The organism is Pseudomonas sp. PDM26 (assembly GCF_019219185.1).
Taxonomy (GTDB): domain Bacteria; phylum Pseudomonadota; class Gammaproteobacteria; order Pseudomonadales; family Pseudomonadaceae; genus Aquipseudomonas.
In genome coordinates, this window is sequence record NZ_JAHUWC010000006.1 from 171,804 (window position 1) to 185,897 (window position 14,094).

The 14,094-nt window shown below is 56.4% G+C and carries 11 protein-coding genes; 6 read left to right on the plus strand and 5 right to left on the minus strand.

Features of this window, described 5'->3' with window-relative positions:
• Positions 1 to 67: 67 nt before the first annotated feature.
• Positions 68 to 553 carry a hypothetical protein gene (locus KW849_RS14095; RefSeq protein ID WP_218429924.1) on the plus strand — a complete coding sequence of 162 codons (486 nt, stop codon included), beginning with the start codon at positions 68 to 70 and terminating at the stop codon, positions 551 to 553.
• 293 nt (positions 554 to 846) lie between these two features.
• On the opposite strand, the gene KW849_RS14100 is transcribed toward KW849_RS14095, so the two are convergent.
• Positions 847 to 1,776 carry a S49 family peptidase gene (locus KW849_RS14100; protein ID WP_218429925.1) on the minus strand — a complete coding sequence of 310 codons (930 nt, stop codon included), beginning with the start codon at positions 1,774 to 1,776 and terminating at the stop codon, positions 847 to 849.
• 276 nt (positions 1,777 to 2,052) lie between these two features.
• On the opposite strand from KW849_RS14100, the gene dnaB (KW849_RS14105) reads away from it, so the two are divergent.
• Both dnaB (KW849_RS14105) and KW849_RS14110 read left to right on the plus strand, forming a co-directional pair.
• Positions 2,053 to 3,555 carry a replicative DNA helicase gene (gene dnaB / locus KW849_RS14105; protein WP_218429926.1) on the plus strand — a complete coding sequence of 501 codons (1,503 nt, stop codon included), beginning with the start codon at positions 2,053 to 2,055 and terminating at the stop codon, positions 3,553 to 3,555.
• A 316-nt stretch (positions 3,556 to 3,871) separates the two neighbouring features.
• Positions 3,872 to 4,333 carry a hypothetical protein gene (locus KW849_RS14110; protein WP_218429927.1) on the plus strand — a complete coding sequence of 154 codons (462 nt, stop codon included), beginning with the start codon at positions 3,872 to 3,874 and terminating at the stop codon, positions 4,331 to 4,333.
• A gap of 65 nt (positions 4,334 to 4,398) precedes the next feature.
• Here KW849_RS14110 and KW849_RS14115 read toward each other — a convergent pair whose 3' ends face one another.
• Entirely contained in the window at positions 4,399 to 4,650 is a 252-nt protein-coding gene (locus KW849_RS14115; protein ID WP_218429928.1) for a hypothetical protein, read from the minus strand.
• A gap of 816 nt (positions 4,651 to 5,466) precedes the next feature.
• Between KW849_RS14115 and dnaB (KW849_RS14120) the strand changes: the two genes are divergently transcribed.
• Together dnaB (KW849_RS14120) and KW849_RS14125 are read left to right on the plus strand one after the other, a co-directional pair.
• The gene (dnaB, locus tag KW849_RS14120; protein WP_218429929.1) at positions 5,467 to 6,864 is read left to right on the plus strand and encodes a replicative DNA helicase; all 1,398 of its coding nucleotides are present in this window, start codon (positions 5,467 to 5,469) and stop codon (positions 6,862 to 6,864) included.
• 581 nt (positions 6,865 to 7,445) lie between these two features.
• Positions 7,446 to 7,877: a hypothetical protein gene (locus KW849_RS14125; protein WP_218429930.1), complete on the plus strand. Its 432-nt coding sequence runs from the start codon at positions 7,446 to 7,448 to the stop codon at positions 7,875 to 7,877.
• 90 nt (positions 7,878 to 7,967) lie between these two features.
• On the opposite strand, the gene KW849_RS14130 is transcribed toward KW849_RS14125, so the two are convergent.
• From KW849_RS14130 to KW849_RS14140, 3 genes are all read right to left on the minus strand, one after another.
• Complete coding sequence (locus KW849_RS14130; RefSeq protein ID WP_218429931.1) at positions 7,968 to 8,384, minus strand: hypothetical protein; 417 nt, start codon at positions 8,382 to 8,384, stop codon at positions 7,968 to 7,970.
• 114 nt (positions 8,385 to 8,498) lie between these two features.
• Complete coding sequence (locus tag KW849_RS14135) at positions 8,499 to 11,855, minus strand: hypothetical protein (RefSeq protein ID WP_218429932.1); 3,357 nt, start codon at positions 11,853 to 11,855, stop codon at positions 8,499 to 8,501.
• Positions 11,856 to 12,001: 146 nt separating this feature from the next.
• Positions 12,002 to 12,982 (minus strand): ParB/RepB/Spo0J family partition protein, encoded by a 981-nt coding sequence (locus KW849_RS14140; protein WP_218429933.1) that lies wholly within the window; start codon positions 12,980 to 12,982, stop codon positions 12,002 to 12,004.
• Between the two features lie 258 nt (positions 12,983 to 13,240).
• Here KW849_RS14140 and KW849_RS31350 point away from each other — a divergent pair, with 258 nt between their 5' ends.
• Complete coding sequence (locus KW849_RS31350) at positions 13,241 to 14,011, plus strand: hypothetical protein (protein ID WP_256357220.1); 771 nt, start codon at positions 13,241 to 13,243, stop codon at positions 14,009 to 14,011.
• Positions 14,012 to 14,094 lie beyond the last annotated feature (83 nt).

The window sequence follows — 14,094 nt, forward strand, 5'->3', positions numbered from 1 at the left end:
CCAGATCTTCCATGCATTCCCGAAACTGCAACTTCAATGCTCTTCTGCGGCGGGTCCCGATTGGACCATGCTCCTGGGGCAAATCAGATCTTTCGTATATTTCATCGGGTGCGAGAATACCGGCCTGAACTTTTTGAAGGTGATTTCAGTGGGCAGCATCAGGTTTTTGGGTTTCATTCTATGGTTCTGGGTCGTTGCTTTTTGGGCATTTCCACGCGTCTATTCGGCCGCGGTTGTAATCGAGGATGGAACAATCATCGGCATCCCGCCGGAGATCTGCCAAACCCTCAACCTTCCAGTTGAAAAGGCGCGCTGCAAATTCCGCGGGGAGTTACAAGGCACTCTGCGACTCACCTGGGAAGTTGTCAGTGAGGCAGGGCGGGGGGTGGAGTTGGAACAGGGCAAGTACCCACTCGCTTATGCAAAGTCGAGGCTCGCCGGTGGAGGGCTTACGGAGTTTGCGTTGTTCGCGGGGTTGGCAACCTTGCTGCTTCTTCCGGAGACGGTGCTCTTTCTCCGCAGACGCCGGGCAATGGCCGTTGCTAGCGCGTAAGGTCGCGTGGTGTCGCCTTTTGAGATAGACGCGACATTGTGCGAATGGCTGTGACAAAAATGCCTGCAGGTTTTCCTCTGGGCCCAATCAAAGGCTAGGGTGTGCGGCAGGCGTTTGCTTCAACATGGTTACTGCTTTCAAACTAACCAACCATGCCCTCCCCATAGCCCGCTAGAAAGGGCTATTACCCCTAAAGCGAACAGCACAAACAAGATCAGCAATTTCATTTTTCCATCCTTTTCCCATGATTCGTTTGGCGCTGGGGACCCGGCACTGGGCCGGGTCAATGGTCGTCAGCGAAGGCTTTGCCCAGAGAAACCGAGAGTCATAGAGAGTTCTTGAGCCACCGACGTGCCGATCCGCTTGGCGAATCGGTCGAAGGGGTTGTCCTTGGTCGAGAAATCCACAACCTTGCTTGCGCCTACGACCTCGCGTGCAACATAGTCCACATCCCCCAACTGATCGATCAGGCCAAGCTGCTGTGCCTGTTGGCCGGACCAGATGAGCCCTGAAAAGAGCTCTGGGTGGTCCGCTGACTTCAGTCTGTCGCCGCGGCCGGCTTTGACCGCCTCGATAAATTGATTGTGGGTGGTCCTCAGGACCTCGCCCCAGAAAGCGGTTTCGTCAGCGTTCCTAGGCTGAAACGGGTCCAGAAACGCCTTGTGCTCGCCAGCTGTGTAGGCCCGGCGCTCGACCCCCAATTTTTCCATCACGCCGACGTAGCCAAAGCTTGCAGCGGTGACGCCGATGGAACCGACCAGGCTGGCCTTGTCCGCGTAGATCTCGTCGGCGGCGCTGGCAATGTAGTACGCGCCTGAGGCACCCAGATCCGTTATGACGGCATAGATCTTGGTGTTGGTGTGCAAACCGCGTTGGCGTTTGATCTCGTCGTACACATAGCCGGCCTGCACCGGGCTACCACCTGGACTGTTGATTTTCAGCACTACTGCTTTGGTGCGAGCATCGCCGAAGGCCTGGCCAATGCTTTTCTTCAGAGCCTCTGCACTGGCTGCTTCGCCTTCGGCGATAGGGCCGTTTACATCGATTCGTGCCGTGATTTCCTTGGCGTCAGCGCCGTCGGCGCTGAAGTGTTCGACCGCCAGCGTGGTAGAGATGACCGCCAGTGTGCCTATCCACATCACGTACTTGAAACGGCGCCGGCTTCGTTGTTCGCGGAGCATCTCGTGGACCAGCTTGTCGAGCACCTCAATAGGTTGGGTCATACAAATCCTCATTCGGGTTCTGATATTTTGGGTGAGGATGCCCCAAGGAACAGCTGATAAGGCCCAGATCGGCCCCTAAACTCAGACCCAACCCACAGAAGGGATCTATGAGCTGTTTGCGAGGCTCAGCGTCCGGCAGTCGGCGGATCAGCGGTCGGCAATCGTCAAATGCTTGCGTTTCGTTCAACTGTGGCAAAATCGCGAGCAGCTTTCGGTGGTAACCGGAGGTTAAGAACTGAGGCCGGGTACCCTGCCTCCAGACCCCAGCAGGTGCCCTTGAACAATCCCCTCACCACATTGCCGGATGATTCGCTCAGCGAAACGCTGCGGAAGGCCCCATATTCTCTGGAAGCGGAGCAGGCTGTTCTGGGCGGATTGCTGCGTGAGAACTTGGGTTGGGAACAGCTTTCGGACGTGGTGTCGGAAGGTGATTTCTACTTCAGCGATCACCGTCATATTTTTCGGGTGATCAGCCTGCTGGCCGAACGTGGGCATCCGTTCGACGTGGTTACGGTGCGAGACCGGTTGACCCTGGAAGGCCTTGATGAAAGCTCCCCCGACCTCGATTACATCACTGAGCTGGCCAAGAACACTTGGTCCGACGCAAATGCAAAGTCCTATGCGAGCGTCATCAGGGAGCGAGCAAAGCTGCGGGAAATCATCGCCACGTGCGAGGACATCCAGGCACACGCCCTGCATCCGGAGGGTAGGTCAGCGTCCGACCTCATTGAAGAGGCCGAGCGAAAGATTCTTTTGGTCTCTGGAAAGCAGCCGAAGGAGGGCGGCCCCGTTGGGGTCAACGAGCTCCTGGTCAAAGGCCGGGAAAAGATCGAATCACGCTCAAAAGGCCAAGTAGCAGGGTTGCGCACGGGGTTCGATGACCTGGACAAAATTGTCGATTCTCTGCAACCCGCTGACCTGGTCATTGTCGCGGGTCGTCCCTCTATGGGCAAAACCACCTTCGCGATGAACATCGTTGAAAATGCAGTGCTCAAGACCGACAAGGTGGTGATCGTCTACTCCCTTGAGATGCCCGGTATCTCCTTGGTCAACCGGATGATTGCCTCGGTTGGCGAAATAGATTTGACCAAGGTTAACAACGGTCAACTGCAGGATACGGATTGGCCGAAGCTGGTTAAGGCAGCGGACCTGCTCAACCAGCCGAACCGCTTCTTCATCGATGACTCCTCCGGGGTAAGCCCATCGGCGATGCGGGCCGAGACACGACGAATTTTCAGAGCGCACGGCGAGATCGGCCTGATCATGGTCGACTACCTGCAGCTGATGAGGATTCCAGGTTCAAGTGGGAAAAATCGGACAAACGAAATTTCTGAGATCTCCCGATCCCTGAAGGCACTCGCCAAAGAGTTCGGATGCCCGGTGGTTGCACTGTCACAACTAAACCGCAGCCTCGAGTCGCGACCGGATAAGCGCCCTCTCAATTCAGACCTACGCGAGTCGGGCGCCATCGAACAGGACGCGGATGTGATCATGTTCGTATACCGCGATGAGGTGTATTACCCCGACTCGAAGTACAAGGGCACTGCCGAGATTATCATTGGCAAGCAACGTGAAGGCGCCACCGGGTTCTGCAGGCTGGCCTTTGTCGGCAAATACAGCCGATTCGAAAATCTGAAGGCCGGAACTCACGAGTTCAATGAGCTTGAGATGGGGCGCAAACCCCCACGGGTATCGCCGCGGGTTGGGCGCGTCCATGTCCCCGAAGTCGCCACCGTCGACAACTTCAAGAAGTCACGGCGCAAGCCACGCAAGAAGTAGGCGTTCGCAGCAGCACTTCTTGTTCATGCCGGTTCATTGGGCCGGCTTTCCAGCACACCTGAACGCCACGTAGCAAGTTCGTCCCTGCAACTTGGGGCGGATTGAGCACTGCCCATTTCAATCAGGTGAGACCATTTCGATCTGTTTGGTGATGGGCCGTGCCCGGGGGATCCCCCTGAGTGAACCTCCTTTTATGACTATTGCCCAGCAGATGACGTTGCCAGTTTGGCGGGCCATAAGGCTGTGCACGATCTGGCATTTCGATGAGGCGCTATGCGTCCCGCCCCGACCGGAAGCTCGGACTGAGGAATGAGATGTGGAAAGCACACCGGCTAAATGGGTGGTAAGTATGAATGGTGTTTCTGTTGGCGAGTTGGACGGTCAACAGATTGAAGCCTTCGAGCTGGAGGCCAAACACGACAAGCGCCTATATTGGGTGCAGGGGCTTAACGTCGCCGGCTGCATTCTGCGTGGTGTGGCAACTACCGTCCAAGTTGCGCCCTTTCTCCTGATTGCGGGTGGGACGTTGTTCGCTATCGACTCGCCGGACCGGTTCAACGAGTTACTCTCGGAAAACGCCGCGGGACTGATGGTTGTTGGCGTTTACAATTCACTCCTGGTTGGTGGATTCGCCGCCGGCCTGGGTACCGCTTGCGGGTTCCTGAAGCTCGGCTTCGTAAACTACTTTGCCGACCGCAAACACCTGTTGATTCGTCGCGCTTTGGGCCTCGCTGCCGATGGCGATATTCAGCTCAGTTTGGCTCACAAGGCCGGCTAGCGGACCGACCTGATTTTTGGGCAATAAAAAACCGGCATTTGCGCCGGTTTTTTATTGGGTACGACCTAGTTGAGTTGAAGCAGCTGAACCGAGCGCAAAGTCCTAACCACCTCAGCCGTACGGGAGGTGGGGGAGTAGCACTGCTCGATTCGATCAGCGAAGCCTTCGAAACTGATGCGTTTGACCTGAGCTGACCCGTCCTTGAGAACGTGGCCGAAGCTGATCAAGGCGTGGGTCACAATTTCTGCTTGTTCAGATGTGCCGAGATACGAATCTACGCCAATGGTTTGGCCGCACACAATAATGGGATCTTGCATTTCTCGCTCCTGCAGGGGGAGTGAGGCGATGCCCCGCGGGGACATTGCCCCACCGGCGGTTGAGTTTTTTAGACGAAGCCCTGGCAACTGAGCTTTACGCATTGATCAACATCACATCGAAGTGGTTTTTCCCAACGGGACCACTGCGAAGATTCTTTTACGCCAAGAGTAACCGGTACAAGTCCGGCATCTCAGGGGATGTCCTTGGACCGTTTTGTACATCGCCCCCAGAGGTGGGAGAGGACAAAGGCGGTGGCCAGGCATACACAAGCGAGCAGCAGAAGGAATGTCGGCTCGTACTGATAAGAGCCGCAGATCATCGCGATAAACCAAAGGAAAATTTCCATGGAGACCTCATGCGTATTGAGGTTCCACGTCCCGACAGGGGCATGAAACCCCAGGTGGGTGGATTGATGTGCTTTGTTCGGCGAACCCAGGTCCAGCTTGACCTGCCCCGAGGGGACAGCCGGCGGCTGTAAGGAGCCTCGATGTTACACGCCGCCATGCAGGATCGACAATACGAGGTTAAGGTCGCCCCACAACGGAAAATGACTGGCCCGATGGGAGGGGAGCTTGTGGAATTTGGAAGTGTGAAACAATTACGGCTTGCTGTGCCCCAAGGCCAAGCGTCCCATGGCCTTCGTAGCCGGCCGCGAAGGGTACTGTAGGATTGCAACCCACCTAATTCACTGATTGACGTGTAGGCCCTGTCTGGGGTCAATTGCGTGCAGTCAAAAGCAGCCGGGCCCTGTGCAGATTCGACCGGGGCTGCAGGTAACGGGTTTTCATTTCACCAGATGAAGATAAAGCGAGCCCATGAACGATATGACCGCTCCTGAGCAATACGATCTACAAACTGCAGCTCTCAAGGTCCCACCGCACTCCATCGAAGCCGAACAGGCCGTGCTCGGTGGTCTGATGCTGGACAACAACGCCTGGGAGCGCGTGCTCGATCAAGTCTCCGACGGCGATTTCTATCGACATGACCACCGCCTGATTTTCCGTGCGATCGCCAAGCTGGCCGATCAGAATATGCCGATCGACGTCGTGACCCTGTCCGAGCAACTGGACAAGGAAGGTCAGACTTCACAGGTCGGCGGCCTCGGTTACTTGGGCGAACTGGCGAAAAACACCCCGTCCGTCGCTAACATCAAGGCCTATGCGCAGATCGTTCGTGAGCGGGCGACGTTGCGCCAGCTGATCGGTATCAGTACCGAAATCGCCGACAGCGCGTTCAACCCTGAAGGTCGCACTGCCACCGAGATTCTCGACGAGGCTGAACGGCAGATCTTCCAGATCGCCGAGGCCCGACCGAAAACCGGTGGCCCGGTGGGCGTCAACGACCTGCTGACCAAGGCTATCGACCGCATCGACACCTTGTTCAACACCGACAACGCCATTACCGGGCTGTCCACGGGTTACACCGACCTCGACGAGAAAACCAGCGGCCTGCAACCGTCCGACCTGATCATCGTCGCCGGCCGTCCATCGATGGGTAAAACCACCTTTGCGATGAACCTGGTGGAGAATGCCGTGCTGCGCAGCGAGAAGGCCGTGCTGGTTTACTCCCTGGAGATGCCAGGCGAATCGTTGATCATGCGTATGCTGTCGTCCCTGGGTCGGATCGACCAGACCAAAGTGCGTTCCGGTCAGCTGGAGGACGACGACTGGCCGCGCCTGACCTCCGCGGTCAACCTGCTCAACGACCGCAAGCTGTTCATCGACGATACCGCCGGCATCAGCCCGTCGGAAATGCGCGCCCGGACCCGGCGTCTGGTGCGTGAGCACGGCGAAGTCGGCCTGATCATGATCGACTACCTGCAGCTGATGCAGATCCCCGGTTCCAGCGGTGACAACCGGACCAACGAGATTTCCGAGATCTCCCGATCCCTGAAAGCCTTGGCGAAGGAATTCAACTGCCCGGTGGTGGCGCTCTCGCAGCTCAACCGTTCCCTGGAACAACGGCCGAACAAGCGCCCGGTGAACTCCGACTTGCGGGAATCCGGAGCGATCGAGCAGGACGCCGACGTGATCATGTTCGTGTATCGCGACGAGGTGTATCACCCGGAGACCGAGCACAAGGGCATTGCCGAGATCATCATCGGCAAGCAGCGGAACGGCCCGATCGGCTTCATTCGTCTGGCGTTTATCGGTAAGTACACCCGCTTCGAGAACCTGGCGCCGGGCAGCTACAACTTCGATGATGACGAGTAAGCGTCCGGTGGCCATTGAGTCATTGTTCAGGCCCTAGCTCACCGCCCGGTGCAAGGGACAAGCAAAGCCAGCGGCAACGCTGGCTTTGACGCTGGTACCGTAGATCTCGTCCTGAGGGCTCCTCACTCATTTGAGCCTTTGCTCGGTATGTATGCTTGTTTTTGACCGGGCCCAAAGCTACCTTAGAACCTGATTTTGGCCTGCAGAATGATCTGCAACCAATTGGGTAGCTGGCCCTTCTGCCAGCACTTCGCACCGTTGGGAATTCTTGGTCCGTTTATGACCTGATTCTCATCTCAAACGCCCGGCAACTCTGCCCGGGTTCTTCGCCTACCGGGCACACTCTCCCGGTAGGGTGGGTGTGCCTGCAAAGCTAATTTGGAGGTACGCACTATGTCACTAGAACCAACTTTTTCCGGCTTTGAAACCATTGAGGCTGCGCGGTCCCACCGTAAGTCGGCAGGAGGGTGGATCTTCGAGGCAACAACCGGTGAGGTTGTTTGGTTTCACTACCGCTTTACTCCTACGGTCATCCTGGCGCACCACTCGATTTCCGGTCTCTCCGGAAGGCTGGTGTGACTATGAAAGTGGAAACGGTCGTTCAGCTTCTCCCCGAGGACTGCGGTCTTCAACATTCCATCGTCCGCCTGCACAACAGCAACATCGATTCAAAACGGTTGGACCCTGAAAGGTTTTTCCGGCGTGAAGCGGTGGTCATCTGCAATTCAAAAAATGGCTCACGGGTACTTCGGTACGCGATGGGTACACCAGGCGGCATCTCGATCACCAAGCGTGCTGTTGCCCTGGATTACGATGCTGTCGACGTTCTCGGTATCAAATTCAAAACCGACGTAGACCTGGAAATCAGGCGGGCGTCGACCTTCGAGATCTACCAATGGTTTTGGAACCATCCTGATCTGGGTATTCGGCTCTCGACTCGGCTCGGCGTGATGGGTGGCATCCTTGGTGTTATGGGGTTCCTCGTTGGCTTAACACCATTCCTCCACTTATAGGCAACGATTGCTCTTGAGGTGCAGTGTTGTCGCTGCTCCTGGATGTGAAATGTAGAAAGCCCGGCTTAAGCCGGGCTTTTTTTTTCCTGATCATCGAAGGCGGGGTGGCGCGAGCGCCGGCCGCGATGACACCACCCGCCAACTCGGCTCGTCGTCTGCGTCTGTATCAACCACGAGTACGGCAAAGCTGCTGAAATGGCTGGTGCGAAGATGAGGGGAACCGCGGTACAGGTCACCATCTGCGCGGGCATACACGAATACCCCCGGAGCCGGCCAACCCTCCAAGATATGGGTTACCCAGTCGGGCGCCTGCACATAGTCCTGGGCGTGTTCGGGGTGTTTTTCCACCGGCGGCTTTGGTCGGCCTGCATCAACCATGATCTTGAACGCTATACGGGCGCGTTCCAGCGCCTCGATGGCGGCGGATAGATCTTGCGCCGGCGTTCGGGAAATTCGCGCCGCAGTGGCGTTTAGGCGCTCCCAGGACGCCAGCATCTCTTCCGTCATTTGTTCTCCTCACTGGTCCAGCTGCAGCCTTCACACACGGTTGCTTCGACGGATGCGATGGTGTGCGATGGCTTTGAAATACTCAATTGGCGAATGGAAAACCCTCGCCCCTGATCACTTAAGCATGATCCACCGCTCACAGCCCTCGGCAGGTAGGGGCGCTCCTTCCACCATTGCTGCAGGTTTTACTTCAACACCAGCAGCCTTAGCCCTGCGTCGAACAAAGTCCCGCGCTTCAGCGGGTGAGGCAAAATGCGAGGTAGTAAACGAGTAACCATTTGCCCCTACAACATTGCGGTTGATTGCCGTGTAATCAGAGCCTGCGGGAACGATTTCAAGCAACCTTCCGAAAGGCACTTCTTTGCCATCGGCCGTCGATGCATGCACTTCAAGTACATCGCGGGGATCGTAGTCAGTTGGCAGGGACACGCCAAGCAGCGAATCCAGCAGGAGTGCCCCATTTTCATCGACGCAACCATCTGCGAACCAAACGTTAGCATCTCGGCCATCTCGGGTGAGCCAGCGCGCAAAGGCCGGGGCCAGACGCGGGTCAGGAGTCGATCCACTGCCCATAAATCGCATGTAGGCACCGGACACAGGTTTCATCCCTTCGAATCGGTGATCATCCGACAATTGCGCGAGGGCCCATTGTGAGCTGGTGACTATCAGTTGGTCATGATGCGAGGCGGCATCCTCCTCATCGAGGTAGGCACGAATGAAGCGGCGGCGCATTTCAGCACGGATTTTGTCGTCATGGGCATTGTTGTACAGCCAGCCATAGGGATTTGTCATTCCAACGCCGATGTAGCAAACGTTCCTGGTCCTGGGAAAGAAGTAGGCGCCTACGGGTACCACCAGATTGGGACTGGCGACCGTTTTGGAACCTTCAGTCATCTCGCTACGTGTTTCGAACCAATCTTCGACCAGCACCCGGTGCCTTGCCACATCCTGCCCACTTAGCAGGGGCTCGAGTTTGCCGGCGTAGCCAATGACCTCACCCAAAACCTCCTGCTTGAGCTCGTAGGACTCGAATGCCGAGGTTCGAAACCACTCCTTGATCTCGCACCATTCCGCAAAGGAAGTCTCGGCAGCGTCGACCTGACGCAGGATCACCCAACGTCGACTCTTCTCGACATACTTGTCTTTGCCGTGCTCAACAACCATACGGTGCACCCACGCATGGGGTTCAAGTCGGTTATCGAGCTCGTTGGCTTTTGGGGCGGCGTAGACTACGAATTTGCTGTTACCTGTCAGAGCAATTCTCAACGGCTGGTAGCCCGACTGTCGAACGAAGGCTTCAACTTCTTGGGCCTGACGTTTGCCGTTCCCGGCCAGAGCGTACATCTGGTCGAGGAGGCCTTTCCACGCCGAGGGGGGCTTGCCATCCACAAACTGTGGGAGTGCCTTGCCACGGTTTGCTGCACGCCATGCAATAACGGTTTGGCTGATGACTCCACGGGCTTCTTCGCCGTGGGCAATGGCACCATCGGTAAGCGCCTGGAGCATCCGATTACGGGCGTCATGCTCGCTTGCTCTCTCCTGCTCGAGATGCACCAGCGCCAGCTTGAAGAAACGGATGAACTGTAGGTGGTTGCAACGAGCCTCACGGTTGTGGATGTACCACCGCAGTTCGTCTGGTTCGACCGTATCAAGGCACAGGAAGGCAAGACTGTCCGATGCCCAGGTACGACGGTCAAAGGAGGTCAGATTTACGTTGCAGGCAAACGTTCGGGTTCTGGAGCCGTAGCCACCGCTCACATCGACTTTGACGCAGAGTGAATCAGCAATCCTTGCGGCAATTTTCAAGTCGATCGGGTTAGAGGGGCTGAATACCCGATCAAAATAGTCTCCTTGTCGTTCCTTACAGGCGCTTGGGGCCGTGTCAGGATTCATGAGCTCGTGCCACAGGCACAGAACCCGGCTTCCAGAGCGGAGGTAAGCGTTCCTTTCCTTGATCCATTCTGCAACCGGCTGGCGTGGCCTGGACTCGATCAGGCCTGCCCCGTCATCGTCATGAATGAACCGGCAAAACCGCTCCTGGAATGCCAGGGTGACAAAGTGCAGAGACTCCGGCCCGTCGTAAAAATCCCCAAACAACTTCACCCTGTGGTCCAGGCCGCACATCAGGAGCAGGAAGCGTTTGTAGTGCAACGCGTACCTTTCATGGCTGGAAAGATGAGCTGTGTAGGCCACGTCCTCAAATTTGATCTGTGACCCGTCTACGCCGCGAAAAACTCTGTCTTGGTCGTCCTTGGAAGGGAAGAGCCGGCTGCTGCCTAAGTGGCTTTCGATAGGACTGAACACCCGATAGATATTTTCGCCATTCCGCACCATCAAGAAGACCTTGCGGTTCTCATCGTTCTTGGCTTGATTGGTCCATCGATCACCGTAATCAATATCGCGCCGGGTAGTTGCCATCACCAGGACGCAACGCTCCGTGGGGAATATTTGGTTGACCAGCTCATCGTGATTTCGCAGTGCTTCAAAGAAAAGCTCTTCTTTGGAGAAATCAAAGTCTTCGCTGACATCTGCCCAAACGGCCAACTCTTCGTCAACCATCAGCTTCTTCTGAATGAAACTCAGCGGCTCGGATGTGGCGGCCTGCTTACCGGTGCGGATCGTTTGAACCTCGACGCCCTTGCCGACGTAGAGGTCCAGGGACTCAATGCCCTCGATCAGCTTGGCGACGTATGAACGGATGTCCTCCGTCTTGGCCAGGGACGCCGCGGCCTTCTCCTCAAAGTAGGGGGTGAGCTTTCGAACTACGTTCGCAATTTCGGTTGTCTTACCCTGAATCCATTGCGACTGGATCGTGGCCACCTGGTACTCGCGCTCCGCGACAGCTTTCATTGCCTGAACCTTCTCAGCTGTGATTCCGCTGCCCAAGGCATTGGCAACACTGCCGGTTGCCAGCTGTGACATCTCATGGCGCACTGAGTGGTCGAACAGCACCAAGGCGCCACCCTCGTTTCCTGGTTCACCCCCCGCTTCTGCGCTTTTGCGCAATTGTTCCTCTACCACCCGCGCGAGGATGTCCGGGTTTGACTGCGCTTCCATCAGCTCTGACTGCAGCTGCTGCATTGAGCTGTGTATGCGGGCGGTCTCCTCGGCACGAATTCGGTCGGCATCCGGTTCGTACTCGAACTGGAGCAGGAAGTCTTTCAGCAAGAACTCATAGGTGCCATGGCTCACATAGGTTGACCGAGTTGAGCCGTCGGGCTGCGGGATCTCAACCTCCTCGCGAGTACCAATTTTTGACGGGTCCGCTCGCAGGACAATCGTGTGCGCGGTGTTATCGACCCACTTGATGGATTGCAGCAACAGAACCGAGTCGAGGCTGATGCCCTTTTGCGGGACCGCGGAGGTTGCTCGCCAATATTGGCCGGCCTGAAGAGACTGGAATTTCTCCACGCGCTCAAAATCCTCAAGAGGGCGGCGGGTGGTTACTTGGGTATTCTGAGGCTCAGACATGAGTGCATTCCTGCAGTTGCGTTGAAGGAAGGCTCTCACGAGGCTGGGATATGCAAGCCTTCAACGGTGGCATTTATGGGAAGGGGAGACTTGGGGGGATGGGGGCGGTAGAGGCCGTGCCCCCGAAGGGGCCGGCGGGGCTGGCATTAAGCGGCGGCTGGGTCAGCTTCGGCGGCAACCTTTGCTTCCTGAACTTTGGCTTTCTCGTCTGCCAATTTTTCCTTGTGGCTGATTTCGTCGAGTAGCGTTTTCATCAAGGCTTGGTTCTCAGGGCTCAAGCCCTCGAAGCCCGGGTCTTCGATGACCTTCTTGGCGGCGTCGTAAAGCGGCTTGGCCTGCTTCTTGACGACTTTCTCCAGGCTGGCGCCGGCGATGAAGCTTTTCGTAACGCTCTTCTTGCCGGCACGCTTGGCGCTCTCCAAGCCTTGCTTGAGCACATCAACAGCGCCGCCACGGTGTTTGCGCAGCATGTCCAAGGCGAGGCCGACCGAGCACTCGCCGTTTTGGATCATCGTCACGATGGTGATTGGAGCGCTAACGACTTCAAGCAATTGGTCCACATACTCAGCGCCGAAACCCAGCTTTTCCCCGATCTGAGCCGGGGTCCAGTTGAAGCCTGCCAGACGCTTGCACACCAGTGCGGTTTCAAACGTCGTCAGCGGCTTGCCGGTGTTGCTGGTGTATAACCCTGCAATGATGTCGTGCAGGCCAATGCCTTTGGTTGGCAGTGGAACAACCGGGATGTTCAGGATATTTGCGCCTTCGGCCAGCGCGATGCGCAATGCTGCTAGTCGGCAATGACCGTCAGCGAGGTAGCAAACTGAACTACCGTCCTCTTTTTCGACGACAAAGACCTCAAGAGGTTTAGAGGTTTTGAAGCCGTTAACCTTCATGCTGTCTGCAATTTTGCGGATATGGTCCTGCAAGTCGGCATCGTTGACGCGGACGTTCAGACCATCCATCACTTGTATTTTGTCGATCTCTTTGACCGATGGCATCCAGAGGTCGCGCGCTTTTGCTCCCATACCGCGCTCGATAGCGCCCTTAATGGAACCGAACATGAAATCGAGGGAGTACTCGCTGGCCGGGATATCGGTCTCTTTGAGGGTGGTTACGTGTTCGGTCATGGTCTCGTTCCTATGAGGGATCTTGTTCGGCGTATGTGCCTTTCATGATTCGAGAATACTCACGATCGCAGAACTGCAAGGCCTCAATCCGGCTACATATCCGGGTCAAGCGTGCGCCTACCGAACTCATCTGCATGGCCATGCCGACGGCCTGTTTGCTGGCAGGAGTAGGTCAAAAAGAATCTTTTCGATCAGTGAGCAGGCTCGTGCTGGAGCCTTGGAGTAGCCATAATGTTGGCCCAACGTACGAGGTTCAGCATGCAACAGCCGCAGGATTTCATCTCACCGGCAGAATTTCGTGATCTGTTGGAAGGTCAGATTCATCCAGTGATACTCAGCAATGAACAAAAGGACGAGTACATTTCTCACCATGGCGTAGGCACAGCTTTCGTGCTGGAGCACGCGGGGGAGCTGTTTGTTGTCTCGGCCCAGCATGTGCTGAACAGCCAACGCGCGACGCATGAGGACTTGCTGATTCGGCTTCGCAATGCCCCTATTTCAATCATTTTCGACCGACGCGTTGTCTTTCGGGATGAGTCTGATCCCGACCCGGACTCCGACCTTGTCATCATGCGGATTGTGGAATCTCAGCACGAAGCCTTGTTCGCAGCAGGACTCTCATGTGTGCGTGCGACAGACTGCATACCAACTGAACAGATTGAGGATGTCGATGCTTTTCACATTTACGGCTATCCAGATGAAGACCGAGGATACGAATACGACGAGAAATCGCTCACGGCAGAGCTGTGGTGCGTGAGTGGCCTGCTAACCGAGCCGGCGCTTCCTGGACTTACTACCGTGCGAATTGTGAGTAAGCGTCCCGCTGAGTTTCGTGGCATGAGCGGTTCCATGGTCATAGCTGAGAAGGACGGTGAGTGGAAGTTCGGCGGAATGGTCACACTCGCAAGCAACCCAAAAGGCCTTTTAAGTTTCATACCAGCTGAGAAGATCGTCTACTACCTGAACAAGATGCTATTCATGGAAATGATGGGCATGGTCCTTCCCGAGGACGCTGAAATTACGCCCTGAAGGCGTGTTCAGAGTGGGTCCGGGGGGCGCCCTTTGCCACGGGCAGAAAATGGCCAATTACAGACATTTAGATTGGGGCGGTA

Coding starts and splice junctions, on each gene's coding strand:
- KW849_RS14125 (WP_218429930.1), top strand. CDS start 7,446: ATGAAAGTGGAAACGGTCGTTCAGCTTCTCCCCGAGGACTGCGGTCTT.
- KW849_RS14140 (WP_218429933.1), bottom strand. CDS start 12,982: ATGACCGAACACGTAACCACCCTCAAAGAGACCGATATCCCGGCCAGC.
- KW849_RS14100 (WP_218429925.1), bottom strand. CDS start 1,776: ATGACCCAACCTATTGAGGTGCTCGACAAGCTGGTCCACGAGATGCTC.
- dnaB (WP_218429929.1), top strand. CDS start 5,467: ATGAACGATATGACCGCTCCTGAGCAATACGATCTACAAACTGCAGCT.
- KW849_RS14135 (WP_218429932.1), bottom strand. CDS start 11,855: ATGTCTGAGCCTCAGAATACCCAAGTAACCACCCGCCGCCCTCTTGAG.
- KW849_RS31350 (WP_256357220.1), top strand. CDS start 13,241: ATGCAACAGCCGCAGGATTTCATCTCACCGGCAGAATTTCGTGATCTG.
- KW849_RS14095 (WP_218429924.1), top strand. CDS start 68: ATGCTCCTGGGGCAAATCAGATCTTTCGTATATTTCATCGGGTGCGAG.
- KW849_RS14130 (WP_218429931.1), bottom strand. CDS start 8,384: ATGACGGAAGAGATGCTGGCGTCCTGGGAGCGCCTAAACGCCACTGCG.
- KW849_RS14115 (WP_218429928.1), bottom strand. CDS start 4,650: ATGCAAGATCCCATTATTGTGTGCGGCCAAACCATTGGCGTAGATTCG.